This window comes from Bacillus sp. JK62 (assembly GCF_053663455.1).
The window spans coordinates 593,708-617,047 of record NZ_JBSJQA010000002.1; the positions used below are offsets into that span (position 1 = coordinate 593,708).

Annotated in this window: 2 protein-coding genes; both read left to right on the top strand. The window is 50.6% G+C overall.

Annotation, left to right across the window (positions count from 1 at the left end; genetic code table 11):
- Complete coding sequence (locus ACWJJ4_RS08165) at positions 1-15,612, top strand: SDR family NAD(P)-dependent oxidoreductase (RefSeq protein ID WP_454021566.1); 15,612 nt, start codon at positions 1-3, stop codon at positions 15,610-15,612.
- 4 nt (positions 15,613-15,616) lie between these two features.
- On the top strand, positions 15,617-23,332 hold the full coding sequence (locus tag ACWJJ4_RS08170; protein WP_454021567.1) for an SDR family NAD(P)-dependent oxidoreductase: 7,716 nt from the start codon (positions 15,617-15,619) through the stop codon (positions 23,330-23,332).
- The last annotated feature ends 8 nt before the right edge of the window (positions 23,333-23,340 follow it).

Genomic DNA, 23,340 nt, shown 5'->3' on the forward strand with positions numbered 1-23,340 from the left:
TTGGGTAAGGGAGACAAACAAAAAGACCGTACACAGTTATCCTTAAGAACAGAAATAAGCAATCAAATGAAAGAATTGAATCGGCTTTTGCTGCAAGTGCTGCGGGTGACGCTGCGTTCAATGGGTCTGACCGGCGAAGCGCCGGCAGCTTCCTGTCTGCCTTTATATGAGCGCTGGCTGGAAGAAAGCATACGTCTTTTAGACAGCGATTTTAAAAGCGGTGAAACGGCCGCGGTGTGGGAAGAGTGGCATAAGAAGAAAAACGAATGGCTGAAAGATCCGGATATGAAAGCGCAGGCTCTGCTGGCGGATACCGTCATTCAAGCTTTGCCTGACATTTTAACAGGCAAAATAAAAGCCACTGACGTGATGTTTCCCGATTCTTCAATGGAGCTTGTTGAAGGAATCTATAAGCATAACATTCTCGCTGATTATTACAACGATGTGCTGGCAAATGAAGCGTGTATTTATGTGGAAAATGTAATTAAAAACAATCCTGAGGCAAACATCCGTCTGCTGGAGATCGGAGCGGGCACCGGCGGAACGAGCAGCACACTGTTTAAAAAGCTCCGCCCCTATCAAAACCATATTCAGGAATACTGTTATACCGACTTGTCAAAAGCTTTTTTAATGCATGCCGAAAAGGAATACGGCGCGGACAATCCGTATTTGACGTATCAGCTGTTTAATGTGGAGAAGCCTGCGGCGGGCCAGGGATTACATCTGAAAACCTACGATATCGCCATCGCCGCAAACGTGCTGCATGCTACCAAAAATATCCGGAAAACCTTACGGACGGCAAAAGCCGTATTGAAAAAAGACGGTTTGCTGCTCGTTAATGAACTGGGCGGGCATACGCCGTTTACACATGTTACATTCGGCTTATTAGAGGGCTGGTGGCTGTACGAAGATGAGGTGCTGCGGATTCCGGGGTGCCCCGGTCTTTATCCGGAAACATGGAAATCCGTTTTAATGGCTGAAGGCTTTCATTCCATTCAATTTCCGGCTGAAAACGAACGTCTGCACACCCAGCAGATTATCACAGCGAAAAGCAACGGAGTTATCAGGCAGAGCAGGGAAGCTTACACCGCGCAAAAGCGCCAATCAAACGTACCGCGAACATCCTCTGATCGTCAGCTCCCCATCAAACAAGCGGGAGAGGGGCTTTCGGAAAAGACAGCGGCTTTTCTGATAAGGGCTGCGGCAAAAGTATTAAAAATGCCGGCAGAAGAGATAAACCCGCTGGCTCCTCTGGATGAATACGGCATTGACTCTATTCTGATCGTTCAGCTGACGAATGAGCTGCGGGATCTCGTCCCTGATATCAGCAGCACGCTGTTTTTTGAATACCGGACGATAGAAGAGCTTGCCGCATACTTGGCTGAAACGAAGGAGCGCGAACTGCATGCGCGATTTTCAGAAGAACTCCCTCATACTGAAGCGGTATCATCCGGCTCTTTGCTTGAAAAAAGCACAGAGTATCTGAAACAGATCGTCAGCGTCATCTTAAAGATGCCGATTGAGGACGTTCAAGCCCATACGCCCCTTGAAGAATACGGAATCGATTCCATCTTAATCGTACAGCTGACCAACCGCGTGCGGGAAGACGTCCCTGATATCAGCAGCACATTGTTCTTCGAGTATCCGACAATCGGCGGATTAGCGGAATATCTCGTCAGCTCAAGACAGGAAGATATGGCTGGGATTTTCAAGACAAATAAAGAAGCCGAAAAGGTGCCGCACACTCTACAGAAAAAGCAAAGCCGCAAAAAAAGCGCCGGATTGACGAAGCGCCAAGCGGCATCTTTTTCTGAAAAAGCGCCGCCCGCTTCCGAACCGCCCTCAAAACACCTTGAAGTGGCAATTGTCGGTCTTGCCGGGAAGTATCCCGGAGCTGAAAATGTTAATGAGTTCTGGGAACGGTTAAAGACCGGTGAACACGGAATCACCGAAATTCCGAAAGACCGCTGGGATTGGCGGGACTACTATGATGAGACAAAAGGTAAGGAAGGCCGGATGTATACAAAGTGGGGCGGCTTTTTAACAGATATTGATAAATTTGATCCGCTGTTTTTTAAAATCTCCCCGAAAGAAGCGGAGCGCATGGACCCGCAGGAGAGACTGTTTCTGGAAACCGCTTATGCGGCCCTTGAGGATGCCGGATATACCCCTGATTCACTATGCGCCGGTAAAAAGGTTGGTGTCTTTGCAGGTGTCATGAACGGCAACTATCCGACAGGGGCCCACTACCACTTTATCCCGAACCGCGTATCCTATGTGTTTGATTTTCACGGTCCGAGCATCGCGGTCGATACCGCATGCTCCTCATCCTTAACCGCCATTCATCTCGCCGCAGAAAGCATCAGAACAGGTGCATCTGAATGCGCGATTGCCGGCGGCGTAAACCTGATTACAGATCCGGTTCATTATATCGGACTTTCTTCTATGAGAATGCTGTCGCCGTCAAACGCGTGCAAAGCGTTCGGTGATAAGGCTGACGGGTTTGTTGACGGAGAGGGCGTCGGCTGTATCGTGTTAAAGCCGTTGAAGAAGGCTGTTGAAGATCATGATCATATATACGGTGTCATTAAAGGAAGCGCTCTGAACGCCGGCGGCAAAACGAACGGGTTCACCGTTCCGAACCCGAATGCACAAGGGGAAGTGATCGCAGACGCGATGGAGCGGGCAGGGATTGATCCGAGAGCAATCAGCTATCTGGAAGCCCACGGCACCGGCACTTCCTTGGGAGACCCGATTGAAATCGCGGGGTTAACCAAGGCTTTCCGCCGCTATACGGATGCAAAGCAATTTTGTTCCATCGGTTCTGTTAAATCCAATATCGGACACCTGGAAAGTGCGGCGGGCATTGCTGCGGTCACCAAAATTCTTCTTCAGATGAAACACGGATATCTGGTGCCGTCGCTGCATTCAAAGCAGCTGAACCCGGAAATTGATTTTGAAACTTCTCCTTTTATCGTGCAGCAGGAAACGGCGGAATGGAGACGGCCGGTCATAGAATCTGAAGGAGTAACACGGGAATATCCGAGAATCGCGGGTACATCTTCTTTCGGAGCGGGCGGGGCAAATGCCCACCTGCTTATAGAAGAGTATGAACCGGCTGAAATGACTTCGGCGGACTTCGGCCGTCCGGCGCTTTTTGTTTTATCGGCAAAAGATAAAGACCGCTTGCGCGAGCGGGCTCTGTTGCTGTCGAATGCCGCCGGAAACGGAACAATTACAGATGCAAATCTGCTTGACGCGGCATTTACCCTTCAAGTCGGCAGGGTCCCGATGGAAGAACGGCTGGCGATGACAGCGGACTCTGTTTCTGAATTGGAACAGAAGCTGACTGCTTTTCTGAATAATGCCGGTTCCGTAAGCGGGGTGTTTACGGGCCGGAGTGATAGTGCTGTCACAGAGACGGAAGGCACAGTCGGTGATTGGATGGAAAAACGTCAATTTGACAGTCTTTTGAATGCCTGGGTCCACGGGGCGCCCGTCGATTGGGCATCTTTATATAAAGGCGCGCTGCCGCATCGTATCAGTCTGCCGTCTTATCCATTTGCAAAAGAAAGCTACTGGATGAAGCGGGAAGAACAAAAAACAGGAACAACTGAATATGTGCATCCTTTCCTGCATGAAAATACGTCAACCTTGGCGGAGCAAAGCTATCATACATCTTTTACAGGCCGGGAACACGTTTTCCACGATGTGAGAGGGGAGCGGGTTCTGTCGGCAGCCGTTTATTTAGAAATGGCGCTTGCGGCTTATCATCATGCGGCAGACAGCTCTGAAGAAAAAGAGATATGGATCCGAACAGCGGCATGGACTGACCCGATTACCAGCGGACATCACGGTGCGGGCGTCAATCTCTCCCTTCTGTCTGAAGACGAGGAAGGCATCCATTATGAAATATACAGTGACGAAGAGAAGCTGCATCATTATGGAATCATCGGGCAAGGGAACATACAGCCATCCCGCGTGCTTGATATTGCCTCCTTACAAAAAGACTGCCGCCCGTTGTCATTCGATTATGAAACACCAAGCACATCAGGTGTAACGATCAGTAAGGAGTTCCGCACCGTTGAAAAGCTTTATACGGGAGAAAATACGGTTTGGGCGAAGCTTGCTCTTACAGATGAAAGCGGCCGTAATCCGGGATATCATCTGCCGCCGGAATTTCTGGACGCAGCTTTTCATGTCCTGGCAAAAACGGAGCCGTCAGTCCATATCGTGCCTGAAGCGGTTGAAGAACTGCGCGTCATGCGTCCGTGCTCATCCGGCATGTGGATGTATATGAATAAAAAGAATCAAACCGGCTGTGACATTCAATTTTGTGACGAAACCGGCATTGTCTGCGCAGAAATCAAAGGGATGAGAATGAGACAGCCGTCTCAGCAGGATCACGGGCAAGATGAACAATCCGAGATGATGATATTTGAAGAAATGTGGACGCAGCAGCCTCTGATGAAATCCATTCATGAAGAGCTGAAAACGGTCATCTGTTTTCTTACGGGAGAAGCTGCCAGAAAGCATGCTTATCAGTCTTTACAATCCCTTTATCCGGGAGCCGGCGTGTTTTTTGTTTCACAGGGTGAGGAAACTCAAAAGCTTTCAAACACGCATTATCAAATTAAAATCACTGACGGACAAGCATATCAAGAAACGTTTCGGCATATTGAAACGGCTGCTGGCAAAGCGGATGCTGTTTTATATGGATGGCCGCTTGAAGATGAAAAGGCCGTGAAAGACTATTCTATTCTCTATCATGTGATCCGCGCAGCGGCTTCTTTGCGTTCTAAACCGAGGCGAATCCTTCTTTCCGCTCAGTGCGGGACCGATACCGATATCAGTTACGCCGAGTCATGGATCGGGCTGGAACGGTCGCTGAAACTGATCTTGCCGGAGACGGATACGGCCGCGGTTTATTTTGGACAAAAAGAACCGTTTGAAAAGCTGATCCATAACGTATGTGAAGAGTTTCACAGCGAGTCGTTCCGCAGTGTCATGTACAGTGGGGAAAGCCGTCACGTCATGGAAATGAAGCAGACGGATATTGCCCCTGTTGAGCAGCGTGTGATAAAAAGCGGAAAAACGTACTTGATTACCGGCGGATGCGGGGGATTAGGCTTGTTATTCGCCGGATATTTTGCTGAAAAAGGACCGGTTACGCTCATTTTGACGGGGAGATCAGCGGCAGGCGGCCCGGTGCTGAACAAGATAAAGAGATTGGAAGAATCAGGCGCCAAGGTGTTTTACGTGCAGGCGGATGCCGCAGATCAGGCTCAGATGGAGAAAGGTTTGCAAGAAGCGAAAGAGAAAGGATGCGGGCCGATTCACGGTGTCATTCACGCTGCAGGTCTTCAAGGCACTGAAAGCATTCTGGAGAAAGATCTGCAAACCTTTCAGCAAGTCTTATCGCCAAAAGCGGACGGCACCGCGGTGTTAGATCAGGTTCTGTCACGGGAGCCGCTTGACTTCTTCTGTTGTTTCTCTTCTTCTTCAGCGATTTTAGGAGACTTCGGTTCTTGTGACTACGCCATGGGGAACCGCTTCCAAATGGCTTTTGTCCGTCACCGGGATAAACTTGTGAGCCTCGGACTCAGAAGCGGCAAGTCACTTGCCATCAATTGGCCGCTTTGGAAAGAAGGGGGGATGCATGTCGGCACGGCGGAAAGCACCGATATGTATTTAAAATCAAGCGGACAGCGTTATTTATACACAGAGGAAGGACTCGAAGCTTTTGAAACATTATTGGTCCAGCCGTCCAGCCAGTATCTCGTCCTGGCCGGCTTTCCGTCGAGGGCCAAACGCTTCCTGCAGATAGATCAAGGCGAACGGCCGATTTCGGGTTCTGTACACAGGAACGTCCCGTTTTCAGGAAGGCGGAGTGAAATGAAAGGCTTTACACTGGAAGAATGCGTAAGCTGGGATGTGAAGGAACTGGTGGCGGGGCTTTTGAAAATAGACAAGAACAGACTGACGGACGCTGACAATTTGGCTGATTTCGGCTTTGATTCTATCAGTTTGGCGGAATTCGCTTCTTCTTTGTCCGCTCACTACGGAATTGAAGTGACCCCGACCCTGTTTTTCGGACATTCCACACTGGAGAAGGTCGTCCGCTATTTTCTGACGGAACACAAGTCCGTCATAGAGCATGTCTATGAAGAAAAGAAACCTGAATCCGCAGATCAATCTATCTTTGAAAAGGCAGGAACGGAAAAGCGAAAGAAGCAGAGGGGAAGAAATAAGCTGAACGCCGGAACCGAGGGCAGTCAGGCAGCTGATTCCATTGCCATTATCGGCATGAGCGGCCGCTTTCCTCAGGCGCGCACGGCGGACGAGCTGTGGGACATTCTGTTTCAGGAAAAGGACGTTGTCGCACCGGTCGCAAAAAAAGGCTTCACAAGTTCAAAATGGAAACTCGGCGCTGTACCGGGGGCGGACGAATTCGACCCTTTATTTTTTGAAATATCGCCGAGGGAAGCTGAAACGATGGATCCGAAGCAGCGGCTTCTTCTACAGGAAGCGTGGAGGGCCCTTGAGGACGCCGGCTACGGCGCCAGTCACATCAGGCAGCAGACGATCGGTATGTTTGTGGGTGCGGAAGAAGGAGATTATCACCTTTTAACACAGGACAAAGGCAATGTCACGTCTCATCATAACGGTATTTTGGCGGCGCGGCTGGCTTATCACTTGAATTTATCAGGTCCTGTGATGGCGATAAATACAGCATGTTCTTCGGGGCTCGTTTCTGTCCATCAGGCGGTATTAAGCCTGCAGAATAAAGAGTGCACAACAGCTGTTGCGGCCGGGGTGAATATCATGAATACCCCGGACTTTTTTGAAACGATAGATAAAGCCGGAATGCTGTCGGAAAACGGGAAATGCTTCGCGTTTGATAAAAGGGCTGACGGCATGGTTCCCGGGGAAGCTGCCGCGGCGGTTGTTCTGAAGCCGCTGAGAGAGGCGGAAGAAGATGGTGATCCGATTTACGGGGTGATTCGGGCGAGCGGCATCAATTATGATGGGAAAACAAACGGAATTACCGCTCCGAGCGGCGTCGCGCAGACCCGGCTGCTTACTTCCGTTTATGACCGGGGCCGTATCAACCCTGAAGATATCGAATATATCGTCACACACGGCACGGGGACAAAACTCGGTGATCCGGTGGAAATTAACGCGCTTTATGACGCATTTACTGCCTATACAAACGAAGAAGCATTTTGCGCGCTCACATCAATTAAAACCAATATCGGCCACACGTTTGCCGCGTCAGGCATTGTCAGTTTGATCAGTCTTTTACAGGCATTCTCCCGTGAAATGATTCCCGCCAGTCTGCATTGCAGCGGGGAAAACCGCTATATCAACTGGGAGAAGAGTCCTTTTTATGTGAATAAAACGGGTAAACCGTGGCCTTCTCTGCCGGATAAAAACCGAATGGGGGCAGTCAGCGCATTCGGGATGAGCGGAACAAACGCCCATGTCGTTATGGAAAGCTATAAGCGCAGCGCTTCACCTCATCGGGATGCCCCTGCTTATTTACTGACTTTGTCTGCAAAAACAAAGGAGGCCCTTCAGGAAAAAATCGAAGATATGATCACTTGGGCGGAAAATGGCGGACTGAAAGAAAATGATCTAGCCCAGCTCAGCTATACGTTGCTAAAAGGACGGCATCACTTTAACCATCGCGCCGCCATCGTGGTTCAAGATGCTGATGACGCAGTGTATGTATGGAAGCAGGCAAAGCTTAATGAACATCATCCTTATGTGTTTTCGGGAAAAGTACCGCAGCACTTTGCAGGCCGACAGTATATTCAGGAGCACATAATAGAAGTGCTCGGCAAGTGCAGCGCCTCATATTCTGACCAAAGAAAATATCAGGAACTGTTATGCGTGCTGGCAGATTTTTATTGTCAAGGTTATGAAATCGAAGGGGACTTGCTTTATGGCGGACCTTTGCCGCGAATCGGCAATCTGCCGGGCTACCCGTTTGCAAGGCAGACGTATTGGGCGTCCGATCGTCTTCAGGGAGAGCTTGAAAGCCGGAATTCAGCTGAACGTGAAAAGCTTCACCCGCTGCTCCATGCGAATACATCGACCTTTACCGCCCAGCGCTTTACTTCTGTTTTTTCAGGGCATGAACCGTTTTTTGCTGATCACATCGTCAATGGAAAACCGGTGCTTCCGGGCGCGGCTGCTTTAGAAATGGCCCGGGCCGCCGTTACGCTTGCCGCTGAAGACTTGCCGGGCGGGAAAGCGGGTGTCCGGCTCAAACAGATCGTTTGGCTCCGTCCGGTGACGGTGCTTTCTGAGGGAGTGACGCTTCATGTAAAGCTTCAGCCGGAAGAAAACGGAGACATCGCTTTTGAAGCGTATGCCGAAGGGGAAGAGCCGCTTGTCTTTTTCCAGGGAAAGGCCGTGCTCGAAGAGACGGAGCGTGCTCCTGTACTCGATGTGGAAGCGGTTCAGACGCGCTGCGGCGGCCGGCGCATGTCAAAGGCTGAGTGCTATGAAGCATTCGACAGTCTCGGCATCACCTACGGACCGTCTCATCAGGCGCTTGACGCCGTCTATGCCGGAAGCGGAGAAGTGCTCGCGAAGCTCACTCTTCCGCCGTCCGCCCGCGAAGAAAAGGAGCCGTTCATCCTGCATCCGAGCATGCTGGACGCCGCCCTTCAGGCTTCTATCGGTCTCGTGCTCTCAGACGGTTCCGCGTCCGGACGGCCGTTTCTGCCGTTTGCCCTCCGGGATATGCAGGTGTTTTCTGCGTGCCGTGAGACGATGTGGGCGGTGCTTTCCTCAGCGGACGGCGCCTATCATATTGAGCTGTGTGATGAAAACGGCGAGGTATGTGTCCGATTGACGGGGCTCACCGCCCGTTTTCTGGAAGAGGAAACGGAGGGAAAACCGCTCTTGCTTCAGCCAAAGTGGCAGGAATCACCGCCGGATGAAGGCGGCGGACAAGAAGAGTCTTTCAGATACGTGACGGTGTATGGCGGAATGAACGCTGAGGAGATAAGCGGCGCCGTATGTGCGGCTGACGGCGAAGGTCCGATTGAAGACCGTTATGACGCCTGCGCGGCGGAGCTGTCAGCGATCGTCAAGCGTCTTATCAAAGAAAAACAGAAGAAAAAAACGCTGATCCAGCTTCTTGTCCCCGACAGGGGGGAAGACAATGTATTGGCGGGGCTGGCCGCTTTTCTGAAAACGGCTCACCTTGAACATCCGAAGCTGTACGGCCAAGTCATCCAAGCCGATCCGGACGAGCCAGCATCATCGCTTCTTGCCAAGCTGAAAGAAAACCGGGCGCACCCTGAACAAGCGGAAATCCGTTATGAAGCCGGCAAACGTCTCGTCAGAAACTGGCGTCACCTGCCTGCGCCTCAAAGCGGCGCCGTTCCGTGGAAAGACGAAGGGGTTTACCTCCTTACCGGGGGAGCGGGCGGCATCGGCCTGATTTTAGCTGAAGAAATAGCCTCCCGCGTCAAAAACGCCGTCCTCGTATTAACGGGAAGGGTGGAAGCGCTAGATGAAGACCGCTCCGCCCGCTTACGGCGCTTGGAAGCGACGGGCGCCCGCGTATTGTATCAACCGGTTGACGTGACAGACAGGGCGGCGGTTATCGCCCTCGTCCGCGGCATACAGGAGGAGCACGGAACACTCGACGGGATCATTCACGGCGCCGGCGTGATCGCCGACAACTACATTCTGAACCAGACAGAAAACGAACGGAAGGCCGTCATGGCGCCGAAAGTGAAAGGGCTTATCAATCTTGATGAAGCAGCGAAAGATATGCGGCTGGACTTTTTCATTCTGTTTTCTTCCTTGGCGGGAGGCATGGGAAATCCGGGGCAGGCCGGTTATGCGGCAGCCAACGCATTTATGGACGTATATGCAGCCCGCCGAAACCGTCTCGTGCGGGACAACAAGCGGAGCGGGCAGACCCTGTCCGTCAACTGGCCGCTTTGGGAAGAAGGCGGTATGCGTGTGGACAAAGAGACAGAACGGCTGATGTATGAACAGACCGGAATGAAAGCCATGCGATCGGCATCAGGCATCCAGGCGCTTTATGCCGCTTTTGCCTCCGGAGCACACCAGGTCATGGTGGCAGAAGGCGACGAGAAACGGATTCGCAGCCATATTTTCGATCTGGGCGAAGAACAAAGCGCCGCCGGACAAGCTCCGGCAGAGACAGATGCAACAGATCTGAAAGATCGGGTTCAAGAGAAACTAAAGAGGCATGTATCAGATCTTTTAAAGGTAAGCATGAAAGATATTGAGGCTGACAGCGAACTGACGGAATACGGATTTGATTCGATCATCTTCACTGAATTTACAAATCTATTAAATCGGTCTTATCAGCTTGAGCTCAGCCCGACTATCTTCTTTGAATTTCCGACATTGCGCAAACTGAGCGGCCATTTGATATCTGAATGGAAAGAAGCATTCAGCGGCTTAGAAAGAGAGCGTTTTAAAACCGTTCCAAAAGCCGGAAAAAGAAAAGCTGAAACTCCGGCGGCCGTTCATGTCAAACGGGAAACGCCCGTATCCGTAAAAGGAAAATCAGAAGAAAAAACCGAACCGATAGCCATTATCGGAATCAGCGGTATTTTTCCGCAAGCGAAAGACATAGATGAATTCTGGACACGTTTATCAAAAGGAGAGCATTGCATCACAGAAATTCCCCGGGATCGCTGGGATTGGCGCGAATATTACGGCGATCCGGCAGCGGCTGCAAATAAAACGTCAATTAAATGGGGCGGTTTTATAGATGGAATCGCCGGGTTTGACCCGCTGTTTTTCGGGATATCTCCGAAAGAAGCTGAAATGATGGATCCTCAGCAGCGCCTATTAATGATGTATGTGTGGAAAGCCATTGAAGACGCGGGGTACTCAGCAAAACGGATTGCCGGAACAAAAACCGGCATTTTCACCGGCACATTGGGAAGCGGATATCAAACCTTAATCAATAAGGCGGGTCTTCCTGTCGAGGGGTATACGATGACCGGAATCGTGCCGTCCGTCGGGCCGAACCGGATGAGTTATTTTCTTGATATCCACGGGCCGAGCGAGCCGGTAGAAACCGCTTGTTCAAGCTCTTTAGTCGCCATTCACCGCGCGGTAAAAGCCATTGAAACGGGAGATTGTGATATGGCGGTCGCAGGGGGCGTCAACACGATCGTCACGCCAGAAGGGCATATCGGTTTTCAAAAAGCAGGCATGCTCAGTGAAGACGGGCGCTGCAAAACATTTTCTGATCAGGCTGACGGTTATGTCAGAGGAGAGGGTGCCGGCATGATTGTCTTGAAAAAGCTTTCAGAGGCTGAGCATGACAGGGATCACATCTACGGCCTCATCCGCGGTACAGCGGAAAATCACGGCGGACGCTCAGCGTCACTTACCGCGCCGAACCCGCAGGCTCAGACGGATGTGCTGAAAAGCGCTTATCAAAAAGCCGGTATTCACCCGTCAACGATCACTTATATAGAAGCGCACGGAACAGGTACGGCGCTCGGAGATCCGATTGAAATCAATGCATTGAAAAAAGCTTTCCAAACAGACGGGGCTCCGGGCGGATATTGCGGGATAGGCTCAGTGAAGACAAATATCGGACATTTGGAGCTCGCAGCAGGTATTGCGGGCGTTATCAAAGTATTGATGCAGCTGAAACATCGGACGCTCGCCAAAAGTCTGCATTGCGAGAACATCAATCCCCATATCAAATTGAAGGACAGCCCGTTTTACATTGTGACAGAAACAAAGGAGTGGGAAGCGCTGCGTGATGAAAACGGCCGGGTCCTGCCCCGCCGGGCGGGTGTAAGCTCATTCGGTTTCGGAGGTGTCAATGCGCATATCGTTATTGAAGAATACATGGGCAAAAGTGAGACGGAACAGCCGGAAACCCGTGAGAAAGCGTCATCTCTTTTTGTTTTGTCGGCTAAAAATGAAGAGCGGCTGAAAGAAAGAGCGCGTCTCCTTCGGGATTTTATCCAAAACGGATCATCCCGCCATATCGATCTTGCAGATGTTGCATACACACTGCAGACCGGACGGGACGCAATGGAAACGAGGCTGGGAATCATTGCAGGCTCCGCAGAGGAACTGACTGAAAAACTGAACGCGTTTCTGATGGGAAAAAACAGCGAAGATATCATCAGCGGGCGCAAAAAACGCGAGAATAACACGATCTCCATGTTCTCAGACGATGAAGACGCTGCTGACCTCGTCAGCGCCTGGATTGAGAAAAAGAAATACAAGAAAGTGCTGCGGCTCTGGGTAAACGGATTTGACACAGATTGGGAGCAGCTGTATACGGACAGTAAGCCGCGCCGCATCAGCCTGCCCTCCTATCCGTTCAGAGCCGACCGCTATTGGGTGCCGAAACGGGAGCAGCTGCCGCTTTCGAATCAAAAAACAGTAGTATTGCAGAAAACATGGGAGCCTTGCGAGGCAGTGTCTTCATCCGAGCCATTCAGCAAAATAGCGCTCATCGTCTCCGAGGATACAAAAGACCTTGCCGCCGAGGTGAAAAAACAGCTGAATGAGGCTGACATTGTGCAGGAAAATCAGCTCATCTCTTTCTTACAGGATCCGAATGCGGCCATCTATTCGGGGTTTATTGACTTCACCGGCTGCGGCTCCCGACAAAAGCGGCAGGACATCAGTTGGGTGGCATCGCTGCAGCAGCTGATTGAATACGGCCGCGGACAAGAAAACATAAAAATGCTTTATCTTACAAAAGGGCTTGAATCCTTCAAAAATAATGCGGCCGCTATGCGCGGTATTGAAAAAGCGGGGCTTTATCGCATGCTGCGGCACGAATACAGCCATATTCTCACCTGTCACGCCGATATTGATCCTGAAGAGCCGCTGGAGCAGACAGCCGCTTTTATTAAACAAGAAATTGAATCAGACTTAACGGAATCTGCTGTTTGCTACAGGGACGGCATGCGCTTCAGCTATGTTCTTCGGCAGACTGATCAGATTGAACCAGAAGCCGTGCAAACAGACCGGACTGTGTTTCCAAAAGACGCCGTCCTGATGATAACCGGAGGAACAAGCGGTCTCGGCGCTTTATGCGCCAAGCATTTCGTTTCCGCATACGGTGTGAAGAAACTGCTTCTGACAGGCAGAAAGGAGCTGCCGCCGAAAACCGAGTGGGATCTTGAGCAAACAGACCCTGTCGTTTCGGAAAAAATACAGCTTATCCGAAAGCTGGAATCACAAGGCGTAAAAGTGTGCGTCTCAGCAGTTGATCTGACGGATAAGCAGGCCGTCGGACGGCTTATAAAAGAGGTAACCACAACGCTCGGACCTATCGGAGGCATTCTGCATTGCGCGGGAATTACGGACCGTGAAAACCCTGCTTTTCTCCGCAAATCCAAAGACAGTATCGCGCGGGTGCTCGCACCGAAAGCAGACGGCCTTCACAGTCTGTATGAGAGTGTAAAGGATGATGCGCCGGCATTTTTCGTCCTGTTTTCATCTGTCTCGGCAGCCGTCCCGATTCTTGCGGCGGGTCAGAGCGATTATGCGATGGCAAATTCTTATATGGACTATTTTGCAGAAAACAATGAGAGCGGCATCATGAGCATACAATGGCCGGCATGGGATGAGACGGGCATGAGCAGGGATACAAAAAGCGGGGTGTATCAGCAAACGGGATTGCTGCGGCACTCTGACGCGGAAGGTCTCAAGATGCTTGATTACATTTTAAGAGAAAGACCCGGAGCTGTCGTGCTGCCGGCACAAGTGAAACATGATTGGGACATCAAAGCGCTTGAAAACGCCAAGCCAGCCGCCCATAAAGGAATGAGAACAGCTTCCAAACCTCCTGAAACAAAAAAACGGGTCCATAACCGGACTGATATTCAATCTTGGCTGAAGTCGCTTTTGGCAAAAGAGCTGAGTATCGATGAAACGCATATGGATATCGATGTGCCTTTTCAGGAATACGGAATGGATTCTATCTTTCTGGCGCAAGTGCTGACAAAGATCGATCAAAAACTGCCGTCCGTTTCAATTGATCCGACTGTCCTTCTGGAACACCCTACCATAGAACAGCTCGCGGATTATTTAGCCGCACATTGTCCGGAAGCTTTTTCGGCAGATGCAGCGGTTCCCGCGGAGAAGATCCCTTTGCAGAAGACGCCGAAACAGAGCAAAAAAACGGCAGATAAGCCCGGGAAACGGGGAAAGGTTGCGATCATCGGCATGGCCTGTCATTTTCCGAAAGCGGGGGATATAAAAGAATATTGGAAGAATCTCCGCAGCGGAACGGATGCCGTCACTGAAGTTCCGCCGGACAGATGGAACGCCGGAGAACACTATCAGCCGGGTGAATATCAAGAAGGAAAAAGCATCAGTAAATGGGGCGGTTTTATTCACGATATTGATCATTTTGACCCGGAGTATTTTAATATTTCAGAAACGCTGGCACCGATGATAGACCCGCTGCAAAGGCAGTGGCTCGAAGTGAGCGCGGAAGCTTTGGCCGATGCCGGTTATCAAAAAGAGGATCTCTGGGGCCGCCGTATCGGCGTTTTTGCCGGTGCAAGGGCAGGTGCGTTTCATCAGAAATTTCAATATTTGCAAAAAGACGCGATTATTGGCGCGGGGCAAAATTTTATTACCGCACATATGGCGCACATTTATAACTTTACAGGGCCCAACCTGGTCGTGGATACGGCCTGCTCCAGTTCGCTTACGGCAATTCATTTGGCCGTGCAGGCTATTCAAAATGGAGAAGCGGAGGCGGCCTTTGCGGGCGGGGTTGACATTTTGCTTGATGAAAAACCTTTTCTCACAATGAGCGCGGCGAGAATCTTATCGCCAAATGGCCGTTCAAAATCTTTCGATGCCGATGCGGACGGAACAGGAATCGGAGAGGGCTGCGGTGTGCTGATGCTGAAGCCGCTCGAAAAAGCGATAGAAGACGAAGATAAAATATACGGCGTTATTGACGGCTCTGCGATAAATAATGACGGCAGCACAATGGGGGTGACGACGCCGAATCCTCGAGCGCAGCAGGACTTGATTGAGCAGGCGGTTCAATCAGCGGAAATCGAGCCGGACACCATGACATACGTAGAGATGCACGGAACCGGTACTTTGATCGGCGACCCGATTGAATTAAAAGGATTAACCAATGTCTTGTCTGCTTATTCCGATGAAAAGCAATTTTGCGGTGTAGGGAGCGTCAAAAGCAATATCGGCCACTTGCTGAGTGCGGCGGGCGCGGCGGGAATCATCAAAGTTTTGCTGGCGATTGCCAATGAAGAACTGCCGCCGACTTTGCATTGCCATAAACCGAACCCCCGCTTTCAATTTCATGATTCGCCGCTTTATCCTGTGCTTGAGCTGAAGCGGTGGGACGGAAAAAAAGAGATACTCAGGGCCGGGGTCAGCGCGTTCGGTTTGGGCGGGAATAACGCCCATATCATTGTCAGCAACGAAGGAATTCCGAAAGAACGAAAAGCGACCATGGAACCGAAAGGCGGCCAGACAGTATACCGAAAACAGCGGTATTGGCCTGAAAAAGCACAGTTGTCCGAAGCGGAAGAAAATGAGGCGGGCACAGAAGCAATGTTTGAAATAAGCGAGGTGTGATAGATTGGCAGTTGCCACCGATCAAGTCAAAACGTTCCTGCAGAAAATCAGCCATACGAATTATATCGTCCGGGATCATCGCGTTCATCAAATCCGCGTCCTCCCGGGCGTGACTTTAATAGATATGCTGTATCGGCTCGCCGCCGGTTATCTCGGTGAAAGGCCTATAGAATTAAGACAGATTATTTTTAAGCAGCCTGTTGTAACATCTGAAGAGTTTGATAAACACCTGTATGTCACCTTTACGCCGGCGCGTGACAGCTGGAAAGTTGAGATCACTAGCGAAAAAGCAAAAAACGGCACACCGCTTGGCGGAAAACGGGATGAGAATATGGAATGTCAGCTTTATTTGCAAAAAGACACGCCCCGGGCAAAAGAACTGAATATTGAAGCATTCATGAAAAACGCAAGCCGAAAATGGGACATGCATGACATTTACGGAATTGCAAGAAGAAGCCATATTGAGCATGGCGAGTTTATGAAAAATGAAGGGGCCGTTTATCAGCTTCAGGATAAAGAAGAATTAATGGAGCTCACTCTGAGTGATTTGGCTGAAGGATTCCGGGAGAAATTTAAGGCGCATCCGGCTTTTTTAGATGCGTCCACCCTTGCCGGCTCTTCCTTTGCATTGTCGGCCCAAAAGCAGAATGACACACCTTATATTCCTTTTATGATTAATCGTTTTTGCATATATCAGCCGTTTCCGAAAACGATTTACACTTATTCTGCGAAAAACAGCCGCACTGAAAGCGGCGCATCAGATAGCGAACCTGATTTTTATTCGGCCGACTTCACGATTTACGACAGGGCAGGGAACGTATTGGCCGAATGTGAGAAACTGACAGTAAAAAGGGTCAGACAAGCGAATATGATTACCCATCTGATAGACAAAGAGAAGCCGCCTCAGCAGAACAGAAGCGGCCGTGGAGAACCCGAAAGTCCTGTGGCCGCAGAAGACGTGTCTGAACAGCAAACGCCGGAACAAAACATGGTGACTTACATAAAGTCGGAAATCGCCGGGCTGATCAATCGTCCGGCACAGGCTATTGATGTGCGGAAAGGCTTTTATGATATGGGGCTTGACTCGGCGCATTTGCTGAAGCTTGTAAAGATATTAGAGCAGACTTTTCAGCAGCAGTTTTATCCGACACTGCTTTTTGAATATTCATCTGTCCGCCGCCTTGCGGATTACCTTATCAATGAAGCGGGCTGTGTGCTGAAAGATTCGGCCGAAGAACGGCATACATCAGACGCTGACACTGCTGATGAGGTTCTGTTTTTTGAACCCGCCTGGAAAGATCAGCCGCTGGAAACGGCGGTGCAGAACGGGCAAAAACACACCCGTCATCTCATTATCGCTGCCGATGCAGGAGCCCGTCTCACCGGTGAACTCGGCACATATTGCCCGGAAGCGGAAGTGATAGAACTGAAAAGGGAGCATGAGGTTGCAGATGAGCAGTTTGAAGCAGATGCCGAGCGCATATTTCGTATGCTCAAACGGGAACTGACAGACCATCCGAAAGAACATACATTGATTCAGCTTGTATGCGCCGTTGAGAATGGAGCGGCATTGTCTTCCGCTCTCGGGGCTATGCTGAAAACGGCCCATCTGGAAAATCCGGCTCTTCGCACTCAGGTGATCACCTTCTGTGACAAGAATGAGAGATTGCCAAGTGAGACGGCCGCAATCATTAGAACAGAAGCAGACTGCTCTCATGCAGGCTGCACAGACATTCGGTATAAAGACGATATGCGGCAGATCAGATTGTTCGAACGTATTGAGAAACCGGACGGACAGACACAGTCTCCTTGGAAACAAAACGGCGTATATGTCATTACAGGAGGCCTCGGCGGTCTTGGATTTCTGCTTGCCCGTCACCTTGCAGAAAAAGAAAAGGTGAAGCTCGCACTCATCGGCCGTTCGCCGGAACAGTCTGAGAAGATCAGCAGACTGAAAGCATTGGGAGCAGAAGTTCTTTATGTTCAAGCGGACATCGGCAGCAAAGCCGAAACAGAGCGGGCATTTGCTCAGATTACAGAAACTTTCGGCCGGCTGACGGGCATTTTTCATTGCGCCGGTGTTTTAAAAGATCAATTTATCATCCATAAAGACAGTTCTGACTTGAAGCGGGTGTTCCTGCCGAAAATCAGCGGCCTGATTCATGCGGACGAAGCTTCACGGCATGAACCGCTTGAATTTTTCGCCGCATTTTCCTCATTCTCGGCGTTGACCGGAAATGCGGGCCAGACAGATTATGCCGCAGCGAACGCTTTTATGGATGAATATATGAAATATCGCGATTGCAAAGCGGAAAAAGGCGAACGGACCGGGGCTTCTATGACGATCAACTGGCCGCTTTGGGAAGATGGGGGCATGCAGGTTGACAGTTTGATGAAAGAGATCATGAATGATGCAACCGGCACCAGCCCGCTTCCGGCCGGGGAAGGGATGGCTTCACTAGAATATATGCTGCGTCTCGGCAAGCTGCAATCCGTTATTTTATACGGGAAGGAGCCTGCTGTAACTGAAAGCATGGCCCGATTGGTTCCGATGGCAGACAAGAACCGCTCTTCATTATCCCATGCAGCTGTCAAGAGAAGAAGCCGAAAACAAGAGAGACACACAGAAGAGCACGATATTGCGGTAATCGGATTGGCGGGAAGATATCCGCAGGCGGGAAGCATCGATGAATTTTACCAAAATCTGCGCTCAGGTAAAGACTGCATCACAACAATGCCGAAAGACAGATGGGAAGGTTATCCTTTCTCATATGAAGCAGATCAGTTCTACCGTTACGGAGGATTTTTAGATCGCATAGACAGCTTTGATCCGCTGTTTTTCAATCTGACTCCCCGCCAGGCTGAAATGATGGATCCGCAGGCGCGGCTGTTTTTAGAGACGGCTTGGGAAGCTTGTGAAGATGCCGGTTTTTATCAGGACAGAACGGCGCGCGGGCCATCTTCACAAAAAAGAAAACGCGTCGGGGTATTCGCAGGTGTGTTTTGGAGCCATTATGAGCTGTTCGGCGCTGAAATCACACAGCGGGGCACACCGCTGTCTATGGGCGTGACGCCTGCCTCCGTTCCGAATATCGTGTCTCACTGCCTGAACTTTACAGGGCCGTCAATGGCTGTTGATACGATGTGCTCTTCTTCGCTCACATCCATACATTTGGCATGTGAAAGCATTAAAAGGGGGGAGTGCGAATTCGCCATTGCCGGCGGTGTTAATGCGGTCACACATCCGCATAAATATGCGTTTTTGGCGAATGCCGGATTTCTGTCTTCAGAAGGCGTCTGCAAAAGCTTCGCCGACGGCGGTGACGGCTATGTGCCGGGAGAAGGCGTCGGCGCGGTGTTACTGACAACCGTTCAAGAAGCGGAAAAGATGGGCTGTCCGATATATGGCGTCATAAAAGGCTCCGCTTTAAACCATGTCGGAAAAACATCCGGTTTGACCGTGCCTGATCCGGCATCACAGGCGGAAGTCATTACAGATTCCTTTCAGAGTGCCGGCATTGATCCGGAGACATTGAGTTATATTGAAGCTCACGGAACGGGTACGTCTCTGGGTGATCCGATTGAAATTGAAGGGCTGAGCCGCGCTTTCCGCAAATGGACAAACAAGAAGCGGTTTTGCGCCATCGGCTCTGCCAAATCAAATATCGGCCATTTAGAAGGAGCCGCCGGAATCGCCGGATTAACAAAGGTGCTTTTGCAGCTGAAGCATGGAGAAATCTTTCCGTCATTGCACGCGGACACGCTGAATCCCCATATTCCATTTCCGGATACGCCGTTTTATGTGGCGGACCGGCTGGAAGAATGGGAACGGCCGTCACATTCTGACCAGCCGAGAAGAGCGGGTTTAAGTTCTTTTGGCGCCAGCGGGAGCAATGCCCATTTTGTCATAGAAGAATATCTGCCGCCGCAGGCTGAAAAGAAATCGGTGAATATACGGGAAGACGAGCCGGTTCTGTTTCTGCTTTCGGCAAAAAATGAAGAACGGCTATTGGAATATGTCAAACGGTATGACCGCTTTTTACGGGAAAAAGAAGTCAACCTTAAAGACCTGGCCTACACGCTTCAAGCGGGCAGAGAAGCGATGCCTGAACGGCTGGCATTGATCGTTACATCCGTTTGCGGCCTGCAAGCGAAACTGAAGGATGTGCTTGAACGGAAAACGGAAATTGAAGGGTGTTTCCGCGGACGTGCTCAAGATGATATTTCAACAAGTGGAATGGCCGAACTTTTGAAAGACAAGCAATATTCCAGATTGCTCACGGAGTGGGCAAAAGGAGCCGCCGTTGACTGGAACCAGTTATACGAAGGAGAGAAGCCGAAACGGGTCAGCCTTCCTGTATATCCGTTCGCGAAGGAGCGGTATTGGGTGCCTGTGCCTGCGGATATCCGGAAACAGACAGACGAACCGGCGGAAAACCAAAAGATCATTCTTCAAAAAGACTGGAAGCAGCAAGATCCGGCGGAGTCTGAAGCATTATCAGGAACAGTAATGATACTTGCAACTGATAAGACGAGCCGATTGGCCGATGCTCTATTTAAAGGAAACGACCATATTGAAACGATCTGTTTCATCCATCAGGCAAAAGACGGCGCCGATTATTACGTTGCCGCATCGGGGCGAAACCTTTACGGCAGAGTGCGGGAGTCTCTTCAAAACAAACAGATACTCGGGGTCGTCGACATAACCGCATATGATGCGGAATATGAACGGCGGGAAGATATAGAATACGGAAAGCTTGCCTTTTTACAGCAGGTTCTGGAATCATTCCGTCATAGCGGCGCTGTGCTCAGCCAAGTGACACACCGCCTCCAGCCTTTCAAGGAAAGTAAACCTCTGATGCAGGGGGCGAAAACGGCGGGGCTGTACCGGATGCTGGGCGCTGAGTATGCCAACATTCATTCTTTTACGATAGATAGCGATTGTGCGATTGAGCATACAGAAGAATTAAGCAGACAGATTGAAACTGAATTTTTACAGCCGCGGGCCAAAAGCGGCAGTGAATGCTGCTACAGGCTGAATCGCCGTTATGTGCCGTTTCTGAAGCCGGGTACGAATGTGTCTGCGGTGCCTGAGCTTTCCTATTCGTCTGATGATGTGTTGTTAATAACGGGCGGATCGCGCGGGATCGGCGCAATTGCGGCGGAGCATGCCGTTTCACGCGGGTGCAGAAAACTGGTCATCATGGGGCGGGAGCCGCTTCCCGATTCCTCGGAGTGGGCAGACATGAAAAAGGACGGCATTCTCCCGGAAAAAGCCGAGCGGATGCAGAGGTTAGCCGAGCGGGGCGCGGAGATCCGTTATTACAGCGTTTCCCTTACGGATCAAAAGGGGCTCCGGAACATGACGGACAGCATCCGCGGCACGTTGGGACCGATTACCGGCGTTTTTCATTGCGCGGGTGCAATGGGAGAACACCCCGCTTTTTATAACAAAACCGAAACTGAGATCGAAAGCGTTTGCACGCCGAAAGTAACAGGGCTTGGCGGTCTCTATGAAGCCGTTCAGAATGAGCCGCTGTCGTTTTTTATTTTGTTCTCATCCGTTTCGGGTCTGATCCCTTCGCTTGCTGCGGGGCAAAGTGACTACGCGATGGCTAATTCATTTATGGACTCTTTTGCAAATCATCAGGCAGGTAAAGGAAACGTGTTTGTTAAAGCCGTTCAATGGCCCGTCTGGAAAGAAACCGGCATGGCTGAAGGCCTGCCGGAAACACCTGCTTATCAAAAATCAGGACTTTCCAGGCTGTCTGCCGAAGACGGACTGAAGTTTTTAGATTACATCATATTAAACGGACAAAGCTGCGGAATTCCTTGTGTTCCCGAAGACAGTGAGGCTGATTTTGGTGATCTTCTGAAGGTGAAGAAAACTGAAGCTCCCATGAAAAAAAGCACTGCCAGTGACCAAAAGGTGAAGGATATGATTCGTCAATGGGTGCGCACCGTTTTCAGCGAAGAACTGAAAATGACGGATGAGCAGATAAAAGATGATATGCCGTTTGATGAATACGGGATTGACTCAATACTCTTTGCGGAATTGGTTCAATCATTGCAAAAACGGATCAGCATAAAGTTAACACCGTCCTTAATGCTTCAATATCAAACGATTACAGAAATGGTTGACTATTTCGCAGCGCATCATGAAACCGATTTTATGACAAAAGAAAATGGTTTCGTTCAAGACATGGACGTCCAGCCTGATGTAACCGCCGCTGAAGAGAGAACATCCATGAAGCCGAAAGCGGATACCGAAGACGATATTGCCGTCGTCGGCATGTCCTGCCGTTTTCCGGGGGCGGGCGGAACGGATGCTTTTTGGGAGCTGCTGATGAAAGGGAACACCGCCATCCGGCCTGTCCCCGCATCGCGCTGGCATGCAACAGCACATGCAAAGGATTATGCGGGGTGGATTGATGATATCGACATGTTTGATGCGGGCTTTTTCGGCATCTCTGAAAAAGACGCGGCAATTATGGACCCGCAGGCGCGGATCATATTAGAAGAAGCGGTTCATTCCGTTTATGATGCCGGGTACGGACAAAAGGATTTGTCGGGCCGGAAAGTCGGCGTATACATCGGCGGCAGGGCGCAGCCTTCAGCCGGTATGGAACATATCCTGCAGGCGCCTAATCCGATTTTGGGGGCGGGGCAAAACTATTTGGCGGCCAACATTTCACGATTTTTTAATGTCACAGGGCCGAGCCTTGTCGTGGATACAGCATGTTCCTCAGGGCTGATCGGGCTGTCCTTTGCAAAAGACGCCCTTTTGGCCGGAAGGATTGACGCGGCCTTAGTCGGTTCGGTGAGTCTGCTCTTATCTCCGTCCGCGCACCGGTTATTCGGAGCGCGCCATATTTTAAATGAGAACGGCGTGTTTCATATATTCGACCGTGAATCAGCGGGAGAAGTGCTCGGAGAAGGAGCGGGGGCGGTTTTTATCAAGCGATTGAGCGATGCGGTGCGGGACGGAGACCGTATTTACGGCGTCATAAAAGCCGTCTCGGTAAACAATGACGGCCGGACGCTCGGTCCCGGTTCACCGAATATAAGGGCGCAGAGAGACGTCATTCAAACTGCGCTTAATATGGCGGAAAAGTCGCCCGAAGACATCGGATATATAGAAGTGAACGGAGGCGGTTCCCCAATCGTTGATTCGGTGGAAATCAAGGCGCTCTCAGATGTCTATCAGCTGAACCGGAAAACGCTTCTGCCCTGCCGGATCGGATCGGTGAAACCGAATGTAGGGCATTTGCTTCTGTCTTCAGGTCTTGCGGGCTTCATCCGATGTGTGCTGAGCGTCTATCATAAGCGGATTCCGCCTTTCTTATCAGCGCGTGAGCCATTTGAACATTATGACTTTGAAGCGTCGCGTATTCATTTTAATCGTGAACCCGTTGATTGGCATTCAGAGAAGAAACCCCGCGTCGCAGCTCAGAGTTCATTTCCTGACGGCGGGACAAATGCTCATATCCTCGTTGAAGAATACAGAGGTGCAAGGCAGCGGGAACATCACCGGTCGCCCCAGCCGCCGGAATTCAGAAAAAAACACTACCCGCTTTTGGGCGGCTGGAACAGCACGGAAAGTGAACCGGAAAAAACAAGTAATGAAAAAACGGACATTGCGGATCTTTTAAAGAAATATGAGAAAAAAGCAGAGACAAGCACTGCACCTGCAGACTCGTTTTGGCAGGTGACAACGTGACGTTTTTA